The organism is Polaromonas sp., assembly GCF_039932935.1.
In the GTDB taxonomy this organism is placed as follows: domain Bacteria; phylum Pseudomonadota; class Gammaproteobacteria; order Burkholderiales; family Burkholderiaceae_C; genus Polaromonas.
Genome location: NZ_JBDTPB010000145.1, coordinates 124,093 through 139,615, shown reverse-complemented (window position 1 = coordinate 139,615; position 15,523 = coordinate 124,093). Strand labels below are relative to the sequence as shown.

The 15,523-nt window shown below is 61.8% G+C and carries 13 protein-coding genes; 4 read left to right on the top strand and 9 right to left on the bottom strand.

From position 1 onward, the window contains the following. Nucleotides 1-14 precede the first annotated feature (14 nt). Both mobA and ABI546_RS22370 read left to right on the top strand, forming a co-directional pair. A complete protein-coding gene (gene mobA / locus ABI546_RS22375; RefSeq protein WP_348050384.1) occupies nucleotides 15-647 on the top strand; it encodes a molybdenum cofactor guanylyltransferase MobA in 633 nt (210 codons plus the stop codon). Beyond that, nucleotides 644-2,053: a molybdopterin molybdotransferase MoeA gene (locus ABI546_RS22370; protein ID WP_348050382.1), complete on the top strand. Its 1,410-nt coding sequence runs from the start codon at nucleotides 644-646 to the stop codon at nucleotides 2,051-2,053. Before mobA ends, ABI546_RS22370 begins: the two co-directional genes overlap by 4 nt. 29 nt (nucleotides 2,054-2,082) lie before the next feature. Here ABI546_RS22370 and ABI546_RS22365 read toward each other — a convergent pair whose 3' ends face one another. The 5 genes from ABI546_RS22365 to ABI546_RS22345 all read right to left on the bottom strand — a co-directional run bounded on the left by ABI546_RS22365 (nucleotide 2,083) and on the right by ABI546_RS22345 (nucleotide 9,586). After that, nucleotides 2,083-3,252 (bottom strand): hypothetical protein, encoded by a 1,170-nt coding sequence (locus tag ABI546_RS22365; RefSeq protein ID WP_348050380.1) that lies wholly within the window; start codon nucleotides 3,250-3,252, stop codon nucleotides 2,083-2,085. A gap of 132 nt (nucleotides 3,253-3,384) precedes the next feature. After that, nucleotides 3,385-6,567 (bottom strand): efflux RND transporter permease subunit, encoded by a 3,183-nt coding sequence (locus tag ABI546_RS22360; RefSeq protein ID WP_348050378.1) that lies wholly within the window; start codon nucleotides 6,565-6,567, stop codon nucleotides 3,385-3,387. Between the two features lie 57 nt (nucleotides 6,568-6,624). Next, nucleotides 6,625-8,019, bottom strand: coding sequence for an efflux RND transporter periplasmic adaptor subunit (locus ABI546_RS22355; RefSeq protein ID WP_348050376.1), 1,395 nt, complete (start codon nucleotides 8,017-8,019; stop codon nucleotides 6,625-6,627). Nucleotides 8,020-8,213: 194 nt separating this feature from the next. Further along, nucleotides 8,214-8,696: a ribonuclease HI gene (rnhA, locus tag ABI546_RS22350; protein ID WP_348050374.1), complete on the bottom strand. Its 483-nt coding sequence runs from the start codon at nucleotides 8,694-8,696 to the stop codon at nucleotides 8,214-8,216. A gap of 50 nt (nucleotides 8,697-8,746) precedes the next feature. After that, complete coding sequence (locus tag ABI546_RS22345) at nucleotides 8,747-9,586, bottom strand: methyltransferase domain-containing protein (RefSeq protein WP_348050372.1); 840 nt, start codon at nucleotides 9,584-9,586, stop codon at nucleotides 8,747-8,749. 12 nt (nucleotides 9,587-9,598) lie between these two features. On the opposite strand from ABI546_RS22345, the gene gloB reads away from it, so the two are divergent. Beyond that, nucleotides 9,599-10,369 (top strand): hydroxyacylglutathione hydrolase, encoded by a 771-nt coding sequence (gloB, locus tag ABI546_RS22340; protein ID WP_348050370.1) that lies wholly within the window; start codon nucleotides 9,599-9,601, stop codon nucleotides 10,367-10,369. 122 nt (nucleotides 10,370-10,491) lie between these two features. Then, nucleotides 10,492-11,922: a transglycosylase SLT domain-containing protein gene (locus ABI546_RS22335; protein WP_348050673.1), complete on the top strand. Its 1,431-nt coding sequence runs from the start codon at nucleotides 10,492-10,494 to the stop codon at nucleotides 11,920-11,922. Between the two features lie 95 nt (nucleotides 11,923-12,017). On the opposite strand, the gene ABI546_RS22330 is transcribed toward ABI546_RS22335, so the two are convergent. The 4 genes from ABI546_RS22330 to ABI546_RS22315 all read right to left on the bottom strand — a co-directional run bounded on the left by ABI546_RS22330 (nucleotide 12,018) and on the right by ABI546_RS22315 (nucleotide 15,419). After that, on the bottom strand, nucleotides 12,018-12,170 hold the full coding sequence (locus ABI546_RS22330; protein ID WP_348050368.1) for a DUF3096 domain-containing protein: 153 nt from the start codon (nucleotides 12,168-12,170) through the stop codon (nucleotides 12,018-12,020). A gap of 176 nt (nucleotides 12,171-12,346) precedes the next feature. After that, nucleotides 12,347-13,186: an ABC transporter permease gene (locus ABI546_RS22325; protein WP_348050366.1), complete on the bottom strand. Its 840-nt coding sequence runs from the start codon at nucleotides 13,184-13,186 to the stop codon at nucleotides 12,347-12,349. A gap of 136 nt (nucleotides 13,187-13,322) precedes the next feature. After that, nucleotides 13,323-14,150, bottom strand: coding sequence for an ABC transporter ATP-binding protein (locus tag ABI546_RS22320; protein WP_348050364.1), 828 nt, complete (start codon nucleotides 14,148-14,150; stop codon nucleotides 13,323-13,325). Nucleotides 14,151-14,369: 219 nt separating this feature from the next. Further along, on the bottom strand, nucleotides 14,370-15,419 hold the full coding sequence (locus ABI546_RS22315) for an ABC transporter substrate-binding protein (protein WP_348050362.1): 1,050 nt from the start codon (nucleotides 15,417-15,419) through the stop codon (nucleotides 14,370-14,372). Nucleotides 15,420-15,523: the final 104 nt, after the last annotated feature.

Here is a 15,523-nt window from a genome sequence, read left to right as displayed (position 1 = left end):
TGAAAGACTCTCACATGCCGATCCTCATCCATGCCGAAGCCATCACCGGCGTCATTCTTGCCGGAGGCCGTGGTTCGCGCATGGGTGGGGTCGACAAAGGCCTGCAGAACTTCAACGGTATTCCGCTGGCGCTGCATACGTTGATGCGCTTGTCGCCGCAGGTCGGCGAGGTGATGATCAATGCCAACCGCAACCTGGCGGCCTATGAGTCGTTTGGCGTGCCGGTCTGGCCCGACAGTACGGGCTTGGGGGAGTTTGCCGGGCCTCTGGCGGGATTCCTGACAGGCCTTGAGCGCTGCGAAACCCCGTATCTGCTGACCGTGCCGTGCGACACGCCGCTCTTTCCGCAAGATCTGGTGGCCCGTCTTGCCGAAGCCCTGGCGCGCGGCGATGTCGACTTTGCCGTCGCGGCCGCACCTGAAGAAGATGGGCAGCTCAGGCCACAGCCGGTGTTCTGCCTCATGGGCACGCACATGCTGGAAAGCCTGGTGCAATTTACTCACGGCGGCGGCCGCAAGATAGACGCCTGGACCGCGCAGCACCGCACCGTCACGGTTCCGTTTGACAAACCCGACGACGACGGCCGGAGCTTTTTCAACGCCAACACGCTGGCCGAACTGCACCAACTGGAATCCCGCCTGCCGTGAAAACACTCGACCAGATTGCGGCGGAACTGCAGGGCTACGACCCGCAGGCCTTGTCAGCAGACCAGGTACTGGATTTCCTGTCCAGGCTCGTCACTCCGGTGCAAGACACGCTCGAACTGCCCTTGATGCAGGCCTTGGGACGGGTGCTGGCCCAGGATGTGGTCTCGCCTTTTGACGTGCCGCCTCACGACAACTCGGCCATGGACGGCTATGCCTTCGACGGCGCGCAGCTGGTGGCCGGCAAGGTGCTTGAACTGCGCGTGGCGGACGGCACAGCGCTGGCGGGCAAGGCCTGGCAAGGCAGCGCCGGGCCCGGCCAATGCGTCAAGATCATGACCGGCGCCATCATGCCGATGGGGCTGGACACCGTGGTGCCGCAGGAGTTTGTCACGGTGCAGCCTGATGGCCAGGGCACACGCATCAGCATCCCGGCCGGTTTGCTCAGGCCCGGCGACAACCGCCGCCTGCGTGGTGAAGACCTCATGCAAGGTCGGCCTGCGCTCCTAAAAGGAGAGCTGGTTACGCCCGCCAGGCTTGGCCTGGCAGCCTCTTTGGGGCTTAAAACGCTGTCGACCTGGCGGCCGTTGCGGGTGGCCTACTTCTCCACCGGTGACGAAATTCTTTCGCTGGGCGAAGCGCCGCGCGAAGGCGCGGTGTACGACAGCAACCGCTACACCGTCTTTGGCATGCTCAGCCGCCTGGGCTGCGAAGTGATTGACATGGGCGTGGTGCGCGATGACCCGCCGCTTTTGGAGGCTGCATTCAAACGCGCGGCAGCAGAGGCCGATGCCATCATCACCTCTGGCGGTGTCAGCGTCGGCGAAGCGGACTTCACCAAGGCCATGATGAAAAAACTGGGCGACGTGGCCTTCTGGCGCATCGCGATGCGGCCGGGCCGGCCCATGGCCGTGGGGCGCATTTCAACGGACAAATCGGGCTCTAGCCAAATCGGGACGAGCGCAAGCAGCTATGAAAACAATAGCGCACCGGGAGACGGCGGCCGTTTCACCGCCGGGCCGCCCCAAGGCGAAACAGCCCCTTCGGGGAGCGCGGGAGCTGTCCTTTTTGGCTTGCCCGGCAATCCCGTCGCAGTGATGGTGACTTTCCTGGCCTTTGTGCGCCCCGCCCTGTTGCAAATGATGGGGGCCAAGCCGGTGCGCGCGCCCCTGCTCAAGGCCCAAAGCCTGGAGCCCATCCGCAAGAAACCGGGCCGTACCGAATACCAGCGCGGCTGGGTGTCCACCGCGGCCGATGGCTCGCTGCAAGTTAAAACCACCGGTAACCAGGGTTCAGGCGTGCTGCGCTCCATGGCCGAAGCCAACGGCCTGATGGTGCTTCACCACGCCCAAGGCAATGTCGCCGCAGGGGACCTTGTTGACGTCCTCATGTTTGAGGGCGCCCTGTAGCGCCAGTGAATGCGCGGCGACGACAAGCCCTAATCGTTGCGGGGCCCTGGTAGCGCAGGCAGGTCTTCATAGCCGAAAAAATAGGGCATGACGCGAAAGCCCATCAGCAAGCCGCCTTGTTCGGGCGTGGCATTCAGGCGCTCATAGTCGTGCGCGGCCAGGTGCTGTATTTTGTCGGCGTCGCGCTGCCGGCTGAAAACATCATGACGCCACTGATAGACCTCACTGAGTTTTTCGCCGTAGGTGTAGTGATGGCGGTTCTCGTTGTCGTTGTAATAGTCGTCAAACCGGTTGCCGCCCAGGTAGATGGCGTTCGAGCCTTCATACCCCGTCTTCTGGCTGGTGCGCACGTCGGTGTTCAGCAAATACGCCCAATCGCCCGGAACAAAGTTGCCGGCGGCAACACCGCCCACCATGCGCAAGACCTTGCCTGGCCGATCAAGCTCAAGCGGATCAAAATCAGTTTCAAAGCTCCACATGCGGCCGGGTTCCAGGTCGACCAGCGGCTCTCCGCCGGACAGCAAGCGCTGCTCCACACTGCGTGCCTTGCCGGCATCCCGTTTGACGCGGCGAAAGTAATCAAGCGCACCTTGGGCGAACACCACCTTGGTCGCGGCGTAGCAGCCTATGTGGTATTTCCCCTGGTCAAAAAACATGTCATTGAGGGCCGTATGCAAGGGGGTGCGGAGTTTGGGCGTTCCCTTGACCCAATAACGGTTATTCCATTTTGAGGGGCCGCCCTCAGGCCAACCCCATTCCAGAACTTCGGCCCAGACAACGGTGTTCTGGCGAATACCCACATGGTCGGCCAGGGCCTCTACATCGCAGGCCTTGCCCTTGAATTCAGTCAAGCGGCCCGGGTGCAGCAAGGCCAGCAGGATTTCTTTTTTTGAAACAGTCTTGAGCTTGCGCGTCTTGTTGTTTTTCACAGGCACAAGCACCACCTCGTCCTTGATCGCCAGCTCCGGGCGTTGCGCCAAAAACAGGGTGCTCACGACCGCGCCTGAACCCAGCAGGGAATACGTCACGGCGCCCCGGGGCTTGTCGAAGGTTTCCTGAACCAGGCGGGCTGGAATGCCGAGCCGCAGGAGATAGCGAAACATGTCGGGACTGAGCTGCGCCAGCTGGGATGACGAACAGACGAACTGCACACCATAGGTGCCAACGGCGGGTGTTTCCTGGGGTTGCGCAGAAGCCATATGGGCCACTGCAAACAGGAACGGAATCAGAGAAGAAGCTGCTGTACGGATTCGGCCCGCAGGGTTTGCGGTCAAAACAGCTTTCTCAGCAGCATGCCAAGGGCCTTGCCCGACATGCAGGGGGCCTCTTTGTCACTTGGCCACGTACTCTGGATGCTCAAGGTGTTCATCGGGCTGCTCCCTGGCAATGGCCTTGTTGGCGCCAGGGACTGCCTTGCGGGCAAACAGCGTGTACATGGTGGGCACCACGAACACGGTGAGCAAGGTGCCCAGCGACATGCCACCCACAATAACCCAGCCGATCTGCGCGCGGCTTTCCGCGCCCGCACCGTGGGCCAGCGCCAGGGGCAAAGCCCCCAGCACCATGGCGCCCGTTGTCATCATGATCGGGCGAAGGCGCTGCGATGCCGCCTTGACCAGTGCGTCGATCATTTCCATGCCTTGCCCGCGAAGCTGATTGGTGAACTCCACAATCAGGATGCCGTGCTTGGTGATCAGGCCGACCAGCGTGATCAGGCCGATTTGCGAATAGACATTGAGCGAGCCGCCGCTCCACTTCAGCGCCAGCAGCGCACCAATCATCGACAACGGCACCGACAGCATGATGACCAACGGGTCCACAAAACTTTCAAACTGCGCAGCCAGCACCAGGAAAATAAACACCAGGGCCAGCACAAACACGATGGCCAGCGCGCCCTGGGAGTTCTTGAACTCGCGCGAGGTGCCGTTCAGGTCGGTGCTGTAACCGGTTTTGAGAACCTTGGCAGCCGTGCGGTCCATGAAGCGCAAGGCCTCACCCAATGAGTAGTCACCGGCCAGGCTCGCCGTGATGGATACGGAACGGCGCTGCCCGAAATGGTTCAGTTCGCGCGGAGAAACGCTTTCACGCACCTTGACCAGCGCCGACAGCGGAATCATCGCGTCGTTGCGGCCCCGCACATAGATGCGGTCAATGTCGTCGGGCGTGGTGCGGCCACTGGCCGCCGTCTGCACGATCACATCGTATTGTTCGGCATCGCGCTTGTAACGGGTCACGTTTCGGCCACCCAGCAGCGTCTCGATCGCCTTGGCCACCACCTCAACACTGACGCCGAGGTCGGCGGCCTTGTCGCGCTCCACCTCGATGCGCAGCTCAGGCTTGTTCAAACGCAAGTCGACATCGGGCGAGACGATGCCGGGATTCTTGGCAATCTCGTCCAGTATCTGGCGCACCACTGTATTGAGGTTCTGGTAGCTGTCGGACGTCTGGATCACGAAGTTGAGCGGGCGTTCCCGAAAGCCCTGGCCCAGCGAAGGCGGCGTGATGGGAAATGCCGTGACGCCCGGCAAGGCGTTGAATTTGGGCTGCAGCTCCCGCGCCATGTCCATGGTGGACCGCTTTCGTTCATCCCAATCGACGGTGCGGTACACCACACTGGCCTGCGCCACCGTCGGGTTGCCCACATTGGCAAAAATACGGTCGAATTCCTTGTACGGTTCGCCCATCGTTTCGAGGGCCTTGGCGTAGCGATTGGTGTAGTCCAGCGTGGCGCCATCCGGTGCATTGACGTTGGCAAGAATAACCCCCCGGTCTTCCATGGGGGACAGCTCCTGCTTCATCGACGGAAATACCAGAGCGATGGCCAGGGCGCTGAGCACCATGACGCCAATCACGATCCAGCGGGCCTGAAGAATCAGCCCCTTGAACCGCTGACCGGCGCTGCTCCGCGGCGCCGTCGCGTCACCGGAAACCGGCGCCGTATAGCGTGCCGTGACCACCCAGCGCAGGGCGGTGCCGTATCGGTCGGACGCCGATGTCAGCAGCCGCTCCATGAAACGGTCGAAGCGATTGGGCTTGGGATTGTGCTTGAGGAGCTTCGTGCACATCATGGGCGTCAGGGTCAAAGCGACAAAGCCCGAGACCACCACCGCCCCGGCCAGCGCCAGGGCAAATTCGACAAAAAGACGCCCTGTGCGGCCCGGCGTGAACGCCAGCGGCGCGTACACCGCCACCAGCGTGGCGGTCATGGTGACCACTGCAAACCCGATTTCACGCGCCCCCTTGATGCCCGCGGAAAACGGGTCCATGCCCTCTTCAATGTGCCGGAAGATGTTCTCCAGCATCACGATGGCGTCGTCCACCACCAGGCCAATGGCCAGCACCAGGGCCAGCAGGGTCAGCGTGTTGATGGTGAAACCTGCCAGCGCCATCATGGCGAACGTGCCGATCAGGCTGACGGGAATCGTGATGATCGGAATGATGGATGCGCGCAGCGTGCGCAAAAACACAAAAATCACCAGTGCCACCAGCAGGATTGCCTCCGCAATGGTGCGGTAAACGTTCTTGACGGAGCGATCAATGAACACCGAGTTGTCATTGGCAATATCGATCAGGACATCAGGCGGCAGGTCGGCCTTGAGCTTGGGAAGCACATCGCGCACCCCCTTGGACAGGTCCAACGGGTTGGCCGTGGCCTGGCGGATCACGCCCACAGCGACGGCAGACCGGCCATTGAGCCGCACGGCAGTACGCTCGTCGGCGGCCCCTTCCTGCACGCGGGCGACGTCCTTGACCTTGACGCTGAACCCGTTCACGTTCTTGATGACGATCTCGCCGAACTGGGCCGGCCGGACCAGATCGGTTTGCGACGTCACGCTGAATTCACGCTGCTGCGACTCAATGCGCCCGGCAGGCAGCTCCAGGTTGCTGCGGCGAATGGCATCTTCCACGTCCTGCGTGGTCAAGCGGTAAGAGGCGAGCCGGTCGGTGTCCAGCCACACCCGCATGGCATATTTGCGCTCACCGAAGATACGGACGTCCGCCACGCCGGTCACGGTTTGCAGGCGGGGCTTGACGATGCGATTGACCAGGTCGTTGATCTGCAGGGGCGTCAGTGATTCGCTGGAAAAGGCAATCTGGATCACAGGGAAGGCATCGGCTTCGACCTTGGCGATCACCGGTTCTTCAATGGCCTGAGGCAGCCTGTTGCGCACGCGCGAGGTCCTGTCGCGAACCTCGGCGGCGGCGGAATCGGCGTCCTTTTCAAGCCTGAAACGCACGCTGATCTGCGCCTGGTCGGCGCGGCTGATGGAAGTGATCACGTCGACGGCATCAATGCCTGCGATGGAATCCTCCAGCGGTTTGGTTACCTGCGTTTCAATGACTTCTGCCGACGCGCCGGCATAGCGCACGCTCACCGTGACCACAGGCTCATCGATTTTGGGATATTCGCGCACCGCCAGGCGGTTAAAGCTCACGGCCCCCACCAGAATGATGAGCAGGGAGAGCACGGTGGCAAAGACCGGGCGGCGTATGGAGACTTCAGCGAGTTGCATGAGCGGCGTTTACTTCACTGTTGACGTCAATCCGGTCCGTGAGCTGCAGGGCCTTTGTCACGCCGGGTCGCGCACTGCCGGAGCAGCACGGTGTTCGGGGGCGATGGCACCCTTGGCCGGAACCATTGCCGGGCTTGCTTCCGACACCACCACACCGCACGGGTTAGGCCCCGACGATGCGGCGGATGCCTGCGGCGCCACCTTTGCCGGAGCGGATTCCGTCTTCACGCTGGCCCCGCCGGCCACCGGTGCGGCCTCGGTTTTCCCCGCGGAGGCAGCAGGCGCAGACGCCGCGGCAGATCGCTCCGCAGGCGCCCGCCCAGCGCGCGCCGCCGTCAGGTCCACCACGGTGGCCAGGGTGCCGTCGCGCTGAACGCGTTGCTGGCCGGTGGTGACTACCGTCTCGCCCGGCTCAAGCCCTTCGAGGATCTCGACCTTGCCCGGCGTGCGCAAGCCAACTTTGACCTCGACGCGTTTGCTGGTTTTGGTTTGTTCATCAGGGCCGTCAAGCAGCTTGATCACAAATTGCTTGCCCCCCTGCGGGACGATGGCCTCTTCCGGGATGACGCGTGCGTTGTCGCGCGAGCCAAACACCGTGTTGACGCGGGCAAACATACCGGGCCGAAGCTGTAACAGCCGGTTGTCGATGCAGCCCCGGATACCAACGGAGCGGCCGTTCGCGTCGATCAGAGGGTCAATAGCCTGGATTTGCGCGGCGTATTGGCGTCCCGGCAGCGCGTCTATGTCGAGCGTGGCGGTTTGCCCGCGCCTGACCTTGTTTTGAAAGCGCTCCGGCAGGCGAAAGTCGACAAAAATGGCCTCGATGTCTTCGATATTGACAATGTCGGCCCCGTCCTTGAGGTAGTCGCCCACGTTGACCTGCCGGATACCCACAATGCCGTCAAACGGCGCAAGGATCTTCAGGCGTGCGGCCGTGGCTTTGGCGAGCGAGAGCTTGGCCTGGGCCACCTGAAGATTGGCGGCGCTTTCGTCCAGCGATCGCTGGCTGATGAAGTTCTGCGCGACCAGTTCCTGGTTACGCTTCTGGTTGGCCTGGGCGATGGAGAGTTCGGCCTGGCTTTGCTGCACTTGTGCCTGAGGCAACTGATCATCAAACTGAACCAGCACCTGCCCTTTACGGACGCGCTGGCCATCGGTGAAATTAAGCTGGGTAATGCGTCCGCTGATCTCCGGACGCAACACCACGCCACGGCGTGAACGCAGGCTGCCCACCGCCTGTGTGCCGTCCGTGATCTTTGCCACTTCCACTTTTGCAGCTTCAACCGTTGGGGGTTTTCCGCTGGCGGCTGCGTTGCCGCCTGACGTGGAGGCAGCCGCGGTGCTCGCGGTAGCAGCGTCATTGCCCTTGGGTTTCTGGAGCCACCAAGCCGCGCCCGAAGCTGCGGAGATACCCGCTATGGCCACCACCGTATAAATTACTTTTGAAGCCATGAAAGAAGTGGGGGAAGAACTTGTTAGAAAACGAAACAAAGTTCCAATGTAGCAGGACAGCCCGGCCCACGCACTGCTTTTAGGGCGTCGTCGTGGGGGCTCTTCATCAGCTTTACAACGGCTTTACCAAACCTGTTGGAAAAGCCGTCCAACAGCGACGCTATGTACGCTTATGGTGCGGCTCACGCCGGTTGTTACAGACGACCCAGCGCGCGTTCCACGCCCTTGTTGGCCAGCGCGTCAGCCCGCTCGTTACCAGGGTCGCCCGCGTGGCCCTTGACCCAGCGCCAGTCAATTTTGTGACCGCTGGACACGATCAGTGCGTCGAGGCGCTGCCAGAGGTCCACATTCTTGACGGGTGCTTTCGCCGCTGTGCGCCAGCCGCGGGCTTTCCAGCCATGGATCCACTCGGTAATGCCCTTGCGCACGTATTCGCTGTCCAGGTAAAGCGTCACGCTGCAGGGTCGCTTCAGCGCCGCCAACGCCTCGATGACCGCCGTCATTTCCATGCGGTTGTTGGTGGTGCCGAGCTCGCCGCCAAATAGCTCTTTTTCGGTGCCCCCCATGGCCAGCAGCGCCCCCCAGCCTCCGGGGCCGGGGTTTCCCTTGCATGCTCCGTCGGTATAGATCACGACGTGTTGTGGTTGTTGGGGTGTGTCTGTCAGTGGGTCGGTCATGAAGGATGAATGCTTCCAGGGCCTTGACGGCCGCTGGTGGTTAAAGAAAATCAGGTGGGCGGATGCAGGCGCGATGACCGGGTGAGCGGCTCTTTGTTCGCGATGGCGGCAGGCGCCGTTGCAGGCGCCCTTCTCGCTTTCCAGGCGGGCTCCAGCAGGCGGACACCCCGCACGCGCTTGACTGCCGCCACAAAATAAACCGCCCCAAAAATAGGCCACCAGCGTTCACCTGCCGCGTCCATCCACTCAAAACGGTCCAGCCAGGCTTGACTCGTGAGCGCCGGCCGGTAACAGCCGAAGCGCCCCGACTCTACCTCAAAGTCGAGCAGCCTCAACCAGTCGCGAAGGCGCCAGTAGCCAATGAACTCGCCTGTTTTGGGCAGAAAAAGATTGTCGTATCCCCAGCGCTGGTAAAGATGCGCGCGGCGCTGGCGCAAACCCCACAAACTGGTCGGATTGAAGCCGCTGATGACCACCCGTCCCTCGGGAACGAGTACACGGCTGACCTCACGCAGAGTCGCGTGTGGGTCGCTGCTGAGTTCAAGCGTATGCGGCAGTACCACGAGGTCCAGGCTGTTTTCGGGAAACGGAAGCGCGCCCGCATCGGTCACAAGCGCTGCACGCGGGGAACTTGCTGGCGGCCGAACGCTCGTATCGTGAGTCGGGGCCTTGTTCGGCGCAGGCGGCAACGGAAGCGAATCCAGCGCCAGCCATTTGTGCGGCATGCGATTGGCTTGGAGGGCGTCGAGCTCCGGCAGGCCCAATTGCAGCGCGTGGTAGCCAAAGACGTCGCTGACGGCCTGGTCAAATTGCGTGCGTTCCCAATCCAGAAGATAGCCGCCGGGTGGGGTCTTCAACCAGTCCGTCAAACCTATAATTTCAGAGCTCATTGAGACCACTGTATGTATTTGCTTCCCATTCCTGCCTTCGACGACAACTACCTCTGGTTGTTGCATGACGGCAGGCGCGCCCTGGTCGTGGACCCGGGAGATGCCGGGCCGGTGCAACACGCCCTGGAAAAGCACGCATTGCAACTGGAGTCGATTCTAGTCACGCATCATCATGCAGACCATACCGGTGGCGTGGCGGCGCTGCGCGAGACCTGGGGAGCTACAGTCTACGGCCCCGCCACGGAATCCATTCCACAGCCCTACACCCCACTCAGGGGCGGCGACAGCGTCACGGCGCTCGGCCTCGATTTTCAGGTGATCGACGTACCCGGTCACACTGCGGGTCACATCGCCTTCTACACACCCGAGCTTGACAACAGGCCCTTGCTGTTTTGCGGCGACACCTTGTTTTCCGGCGGGTGCGGCCGGCTTTTTGAAGGGACCCCGGCGCAAATGCTGACCTCGCTCGACAAGCTGGCGGCGCTGCCAGGCAATACCGTGGTGTGCTGCACCCACGAATACACGCTGAGCAACCTGCGCTTTGCCATGGCCGTTGAGCCGGCCAACGCCAAGCTCGCGGCATACCAGGCGCAATGCGTTGCGCTTCGCGCCCAAGACAAACCGACCTTGCCGACCTCCATAGCCCAGGAGCTGCAGGTCAACCCCTTTCTGCGAACCCGCCAACCCACTATCATGGCTGCTGCCCGCCGCTTTGACGCGTCGGCCCATGACGACAACACCGTATTTGCCGCCATCAGGCAGTGGAAAAACCAATTCAAATGACGCCACACGACCAAACCACTGCAGCGACTTCACTCTCCAACCTCACCCGCTTTCGCATCCTTCTACCGGCGTTCGTGCTTGTTACGGCATTCCTTGCAGGCTGCGCCACACAGCCACCAGGCATGCCGGGTGATCCGGTTCTGGTGGCCAATCCAGGCTCCGCCGCCAAATCGCAAGTACCGGGAGGCCCGCTTCAGGCGATCACGCCGGGCCAGATCAACTCGCACACCATCGCTTCGACAGAGCCCCCCAAAGAATTGTGGGACCGCATTCGGCGTGGCTTCGCCATGCCCGACCTGCAAAACGAGCTCGTGACTGATCGTGAGCAGTGGTACGCAAGCCGGCCAGACTACATCCAGCGCATGACCGAGCGCTCCAGCAAATACCTTTTCCACATCGTCGAAGAACTCGAACGCCGGCAGATGCCGACCGAGCTGGCCCTGCTGCCGTTCATCGAAAGCGCCTTCAATCCGCAGGCCGTGTCGAGCGCCAAGGCCGCCGGCATGTGGCAGTTCATGCCGGCCACCGGCAAGTACTTCGACCTGAAGCAAAACGCTTTCCGCGACGACCGGCGCGACGTACTTGCCTCAACCCGCGCCGCGCTGGACTATCTGCAAAAACTCTACGGCATGTTTGGCGACTGGCACCTGGCGCTGGCCGCCTATAACTGGGGCGAAGGCAGCGTAGGCCGTGCCATTGCCAAAAACCGGAAAGCGGGGCTCGGCACCAGCTACGCCGACCTGAACATGCCAGCAGAAACCCGGCTCTACGTGCCCAAGCTGCAAGCAGTCAAGAACATTGTGGCCAACCCGCAAGCCTTTCGCACCGAGCTGCCGCTGATCGAAAACCACCCGTATTTTCAGCAGGTCTTGATCACACGCGACATTGATGTCGCCCTGGCTGCGCGCCTGGCCGACGTCAAGATTGAAGATTTCAAGGCACTCAACCCCTCGGCGCATCGCCCGGTCATCATCGCGGCCGGCACGCCGCTGATTCTGCTGCCCTGGGACAACGCCACGGTGTTCCAGCGCAACTTTGAGGCCTATACGCAAGGGCAATATGCCAGCTGGACGGCCTGGACTGCGCCCAGCACCATGAACCCCGCCGAAGCGGCGCGACGCACTGGCATGAACGAAGCCGACCTGCGCGGCGTCAACAGCATACCGCCGCGCATGCTCATCAAGGCCGGCTCCACCCTGCTGGTGCCGCGTTCAGCCAAGGTTGAAGACGACGTCACCAGCCACGTTGCAGACACTGCCCAGATCTCGTTTTCCCCCGAAGTCGTGACGCGCCGCACCACCGTCAAGGCCCGCAAGGGCGAGTCGGTCGCAACGATTGCCAAGCGCTACGGCCTGAGCGCCGCGAGCGTTGCCGAATGGAATAACGTCAGCACCTCAAGCCCGTTCAAGCCAGGGCACCAGGTGGTGGTGTTTCTTCCGGTCAAAAATGCTCCCAAGGCTTCCAGCCGGAGCCACGGCCGCAGCAGCGCCGCGACCAAAGCCGTCAAGCGCAGCAGCGCAAAAAAACCGGTCGCCAAATCCAAAAAGCGCTAGAGGGTTTTTGATCGGAGCCCGGAGGGAATCGACCCAGCCTTTTTTTGCCTCTTTCCCCGCGCGTTTGATTGCTCCGGGGATCGCAGCGACAGCGGCTACAGCTTGAACGAACCGCTGCCGAACAAACCGATCAGGCCGATCACGATCAGGTAAATTGCCACGATGTAATTGAGCAGTCGCGGTATCAGCAAAATGAGAATGCCCGCGATCAGGGACACGATAGGGCCGATGCTGAGTGAAAGATTCATGATGCGTCCTTGGAGTTGAAGCGGCCACCGCGCGGCGCCGGGGGCGAAGCGGGGCTGACCAGCCATGACTGTAAAGAGACGCTCGGCTAAAAGCTGTAGGACGACAGGTGAATTGCCGGGAGGGCTAGGGCCTGTTGATGCAGTGGGTGCTGTAGATGCTGTGTTGCACAACCAACCTAGAGCTTTTCCGTTTCGCCGGTGCGCGGTTGCCACTTCATGAGCCGCTTTTCGAGCTTGCCCACGATGCCGTCAAGCACCAGGGCGAACGCCGTCAGCACCACGATGCCGGCAAACACCGTGTTGACGTCAAACGTCCCCTCAGCCTGGAGGATCAGGTAGCCCACACCGCGCGCCGAGCCCAGGTATTCGCCCACGACCGCCCCGACAAAAGCCAGCCCCACGGATGTATGCAAACTGGAAAACACCCAGCTCGTTGCGCTGGGCAGGTAAACCGTGCGCAGCAGCTGCCGCTGGTTGGCGCCCAGCATGCGCGCATTGGCCAGCACCACCGGGCTGACCTCTTTGACGCCCTGGTACACATTGAAGAACACAATGAAGAACACCAGCGTGACCGCAAGCGCCACCTTGCTCCAGATGCCCAGGCCCAGCCACAGCGAAAAGATAGGCGCCAGGATCACGCGTGGCATCGAGTTGGCGGCCTTGATGTACGGGTCCAGGATGGCGCTGGCCGTGGGCGCCAATGCCAGCCACAGGCCGAAAGCCAGGCCCAGCACGGTGCCTATGCCGAAGGCCAGCACGGTCTCCAGCAGCGTGGTGCCCAGGTGGATATAAATGTCGGCATTACCCGCAAGCCCATCGGGAAACAGGCGGCTCGGGCCGAAGCCGAACGGCATGAACCAGCTCCAGACACGGCCAGCCACCTTGATGGGCTCACCCAGAAAGAAAGCGATCTGCTGGTCGCGCGAAACCAGATGCCAACCCAGCAAAATGAACACCAGCAGGCCGACTTGCCATGCGCGTAAATTGTTTTCAGACGGTTTGATATGGCGCCACATGTCAGGCACTCTTTCTGAAGGACCCGAGGAACTCGCACAACGCATAGACGCGCAGCGAAGGGCCGCCCCGAGCAAGCGACGGCCCCCTAGGGGGGCAGAGCGCTACACGCAGTGAGCGAACGTGGGGGCCCATATTTCAAGCGGCCTTCTTCAATTGCTGCGCGTAGCCTTTAAGCACTTCGTCGCGCAGCACATTCCATATCTGCGTATGCAACTCGACAAACCGCGGCTGGCTGCGCACTTCGGCCACATCGCGCGGGCGCGGCAGGTCAATCGAAAATTCACCGATGGGGTGCGTTCCGGGGCCTGCCGACAGCACCACCACCCTGTCGCTCATGGCGATGGCCTCATCCAGGTCGTGCGTGATGAACAGCACCGCCTTCTTTTTGGCGGCCCAAAGATCCAGCACTTCGTTTTCCATGAGCTGGCGCGTCTGGATATCGAGTGCGCTGAATGGCTCGTCCATCAGGATGATGTCGGGGTCCAGTGCCAGCACCTGGGCCAGCGCGGTGCGCTTGCGCATGCCGCCAGAAAGTTGGTGCGGATAACGGTCGCCGAACTCGCCCAACCCCACGCGCTCCAGCCAGGCCTGTGCCTGGCGGCGCGCCTCGGTATCCGGAACACCTCGGTATTGCAAACCCATCATGACGTTGGCGATGGCGCTACGCCAGGGCATGAGCGCTTCGGTCTGGAACATGTAGCCGGCGCGGGTGTTGATGCCGCTCAGAGGCTGGCCAAATACCCGCACTTGACCTGAGGAAGGCTCCAGCAGGCCGGCGCCTATGTTGAGCAAGGTGGACTTGCCGCAGCCCGTGGGCCCCACGACCGACACGAACTCACCTGCGTTGATGCGCAACGTGGTGTTGCTGACGGCTGTGTAGCGTTGGCCCGCATCGTCGCGAGAGCGAAACGTGCAGCTGATGTCGATCAGCTCCAGGGCATGAGCGTTGTCAGGTTCAGGCATGGCGGGAGCTTACAGCAAGCTGCTTGCGCGGAGATAGGCCCCCACGCTTTTCACTTCGCCTTCGGCTTCGTGTAATGCGCTGCCCCCGAGGGGGCGCTGCGCCTGCGGTCTGGCAAAGCCAGTCCCGCGGCCCCTGCTGGCGAAGACAGGCCCCGAGCTTTTCGCTTCGTGTATTTTCGACAGAAGCCCGGGCGGCCTCTACCACCAGCAAGGGCGGGGCTAGGCCTTGAAGCGATCCTTCGCGCGCCGCGCAAACTCGTTGGTGTAGGTTTTGGCAATATCAATTTTGTCGGACTTGATGCTCGGGTCAAAACTGGCAAGAGCCTTGAGCGCCGTGCGTGCGCCGTCGTCCGGAATGATGCCGTCAAGGGAAATAGACTCGCGCACCTTGTTGAACGACGCCAGGTACAGCGCGCGGTCACCCAGAAGGTAACTTTCGGGCACGGTCTTGATGATGTCGCCCGGGCCCGCCGTTTGCAGCCATTTGAGGCCATGCACGATGGCGTTGGCCAGCGCCTGACAGGTGTTGGGGTTTTTCTGGACGAATTCCAGGGGTGCATACAGGCAGGCCGCCGGCATGGCGCCACCAAAAACCTCGATCGTGCCCTTGAGGGTGCGCGTGTCGCTGATGATTTTCACCTCGCCCTTTTGTTCGAGCATGGTCATGACCGGGTCGGTATTGCTCATGGCGTCGATCTGGCCCGACCGCAACGCGGTGAGTGCACCTGCCGCCGTGCCGACGCCGATAAAGCTCACATCGCTGGGCTTGAGGCCTGCGCGCGACAGCACCAGGTTGGCCATCATGTTGGTGGATGAACCCGGCGCCGACACACCGATCCTCTTGCCCTTGAGGTCGGCAACTGTCTTGTAGTTCGGCATGTTTTTGGTCGAAACGCCGAAAGCGATTTGCGGCGCCCTGCCCTGCAGCACGAAGGCCTGGAACATCTGGTTCTTGGACTGCAAGTTGATGGTGTGCTCGAAAGCACCCGAACACACATCGGCGGACCCACCAACGACAGCCTGCAGCGCACGCGCACCGCCGGCGAAGTCGCTGATTTCAATATCAAGGCCTTCCGCCTTGAAATAGCCAAGTTGCTCGGAAATGGTCAGCGGCAGGTAATAAAACGCGGCCTTGCCGCCCACAGACAGCGCAATTTTTGTTTTCTCGAGCTTGGACTGCGCGCGAAGCGCCGGCAATGCCAGCGTGGCCGCAGCCAGTGCGGTGCCGCTGGCAAAAGTACGGCGGGAAATCAGGGGTTGGCGAATCATGCAGGCCTCTCTTTTTTTGATGTCACAAGCTTATCGAGGCGTAAAAAAACCCGCATCGGGGTCATCCCGTGCGGGTTTTTACCGAAGGCTGTTGCGTTACCAAC

Bases quoted from the DNA above. Each gene is read 5' to 3' on its own strand.
- ABI546_RS22315 (WP_348050362.1), bottom strand. From the start codon at position 15,419: ATGATTCGCCAACCCCTGATTTCCCGCCGTACTTTTGCCAGCGGCACC.
- mobA (WP_348050384.1), top strand. From the start codon at position 15: ATGCCGATCCTCATCCATGCCGAAGCCATCACCGGCGTCATTCTTGCC.
- gloB (WP_348050370.1), top strand. From the start codon at position 9,599: ATGTATTTGCTTCCCATTCCTGCCTTCGACGACAACTACCTCTGGTTG.
- ABI546_RS22345 (WP_348050372.1), bottom strand. From the start codon at position 9,586: ATGAGCTCTGAAATTATAGGTTTGACGGACTGGTTGAAGACCCCACCC.
- ABI546_RS22335 (WP_348050673.1), top strand. From the start codon at position 10,492: ATGCCGGGTGATCCGGTTCTGGTGGCCAATCCAGGCTCCGCCGCCAAA.
- ABI546_RS22365 (WP_348050380.1), bottom strand. From the start codon at position 3,252: ATGGCTTCTGCGCAACCCCAGGAAACACCCGCCGTTGGCACCTATGGT.
- ABI546_RS22355 (WP_348050376.1), bottom strand. From the start codon at position 8,019: ATGGCTTCAAAAGTAATTTATACGGTGGTGGCCATAGCGGGTATCTCC.
- ABI546_RS22330 (WP_348050368.1), bottom strand. From the start codon at position 12,170: ATGAATCTTTCACTCAGCATCGGCCCTATCGTGTCCCTGATCGCGGGC.
- ABI546_RS22360 (WP_348050378.1), bottom strand. From the start codon at position 6,567: ATGCAACTCGCTGAAGTCTCCATACGCCGCCCGGTCTTTGCCACCGTG.
- ABI546_RS22325 (WP_348050366.1), bottom strand. From the start codon at position 13,186: ATGTGGCGCCATATCAAACCGTCTGAAAACAATTTACGCGCATGGCAA.
- ABI546_RS22320 (WP_348050364.1), bottom strand. From the start codon at position 14,150: ATGCCTGAACCTGACAACGCTCATGCCCTGGAGCTGATCGACATCAGC.
- rnhA (WP_348050374.1), bottom strand. From the start codon at position 8,696: ATGACCGACCCACTGACAGACACACCCCAACAACCACAACACGTCGTG.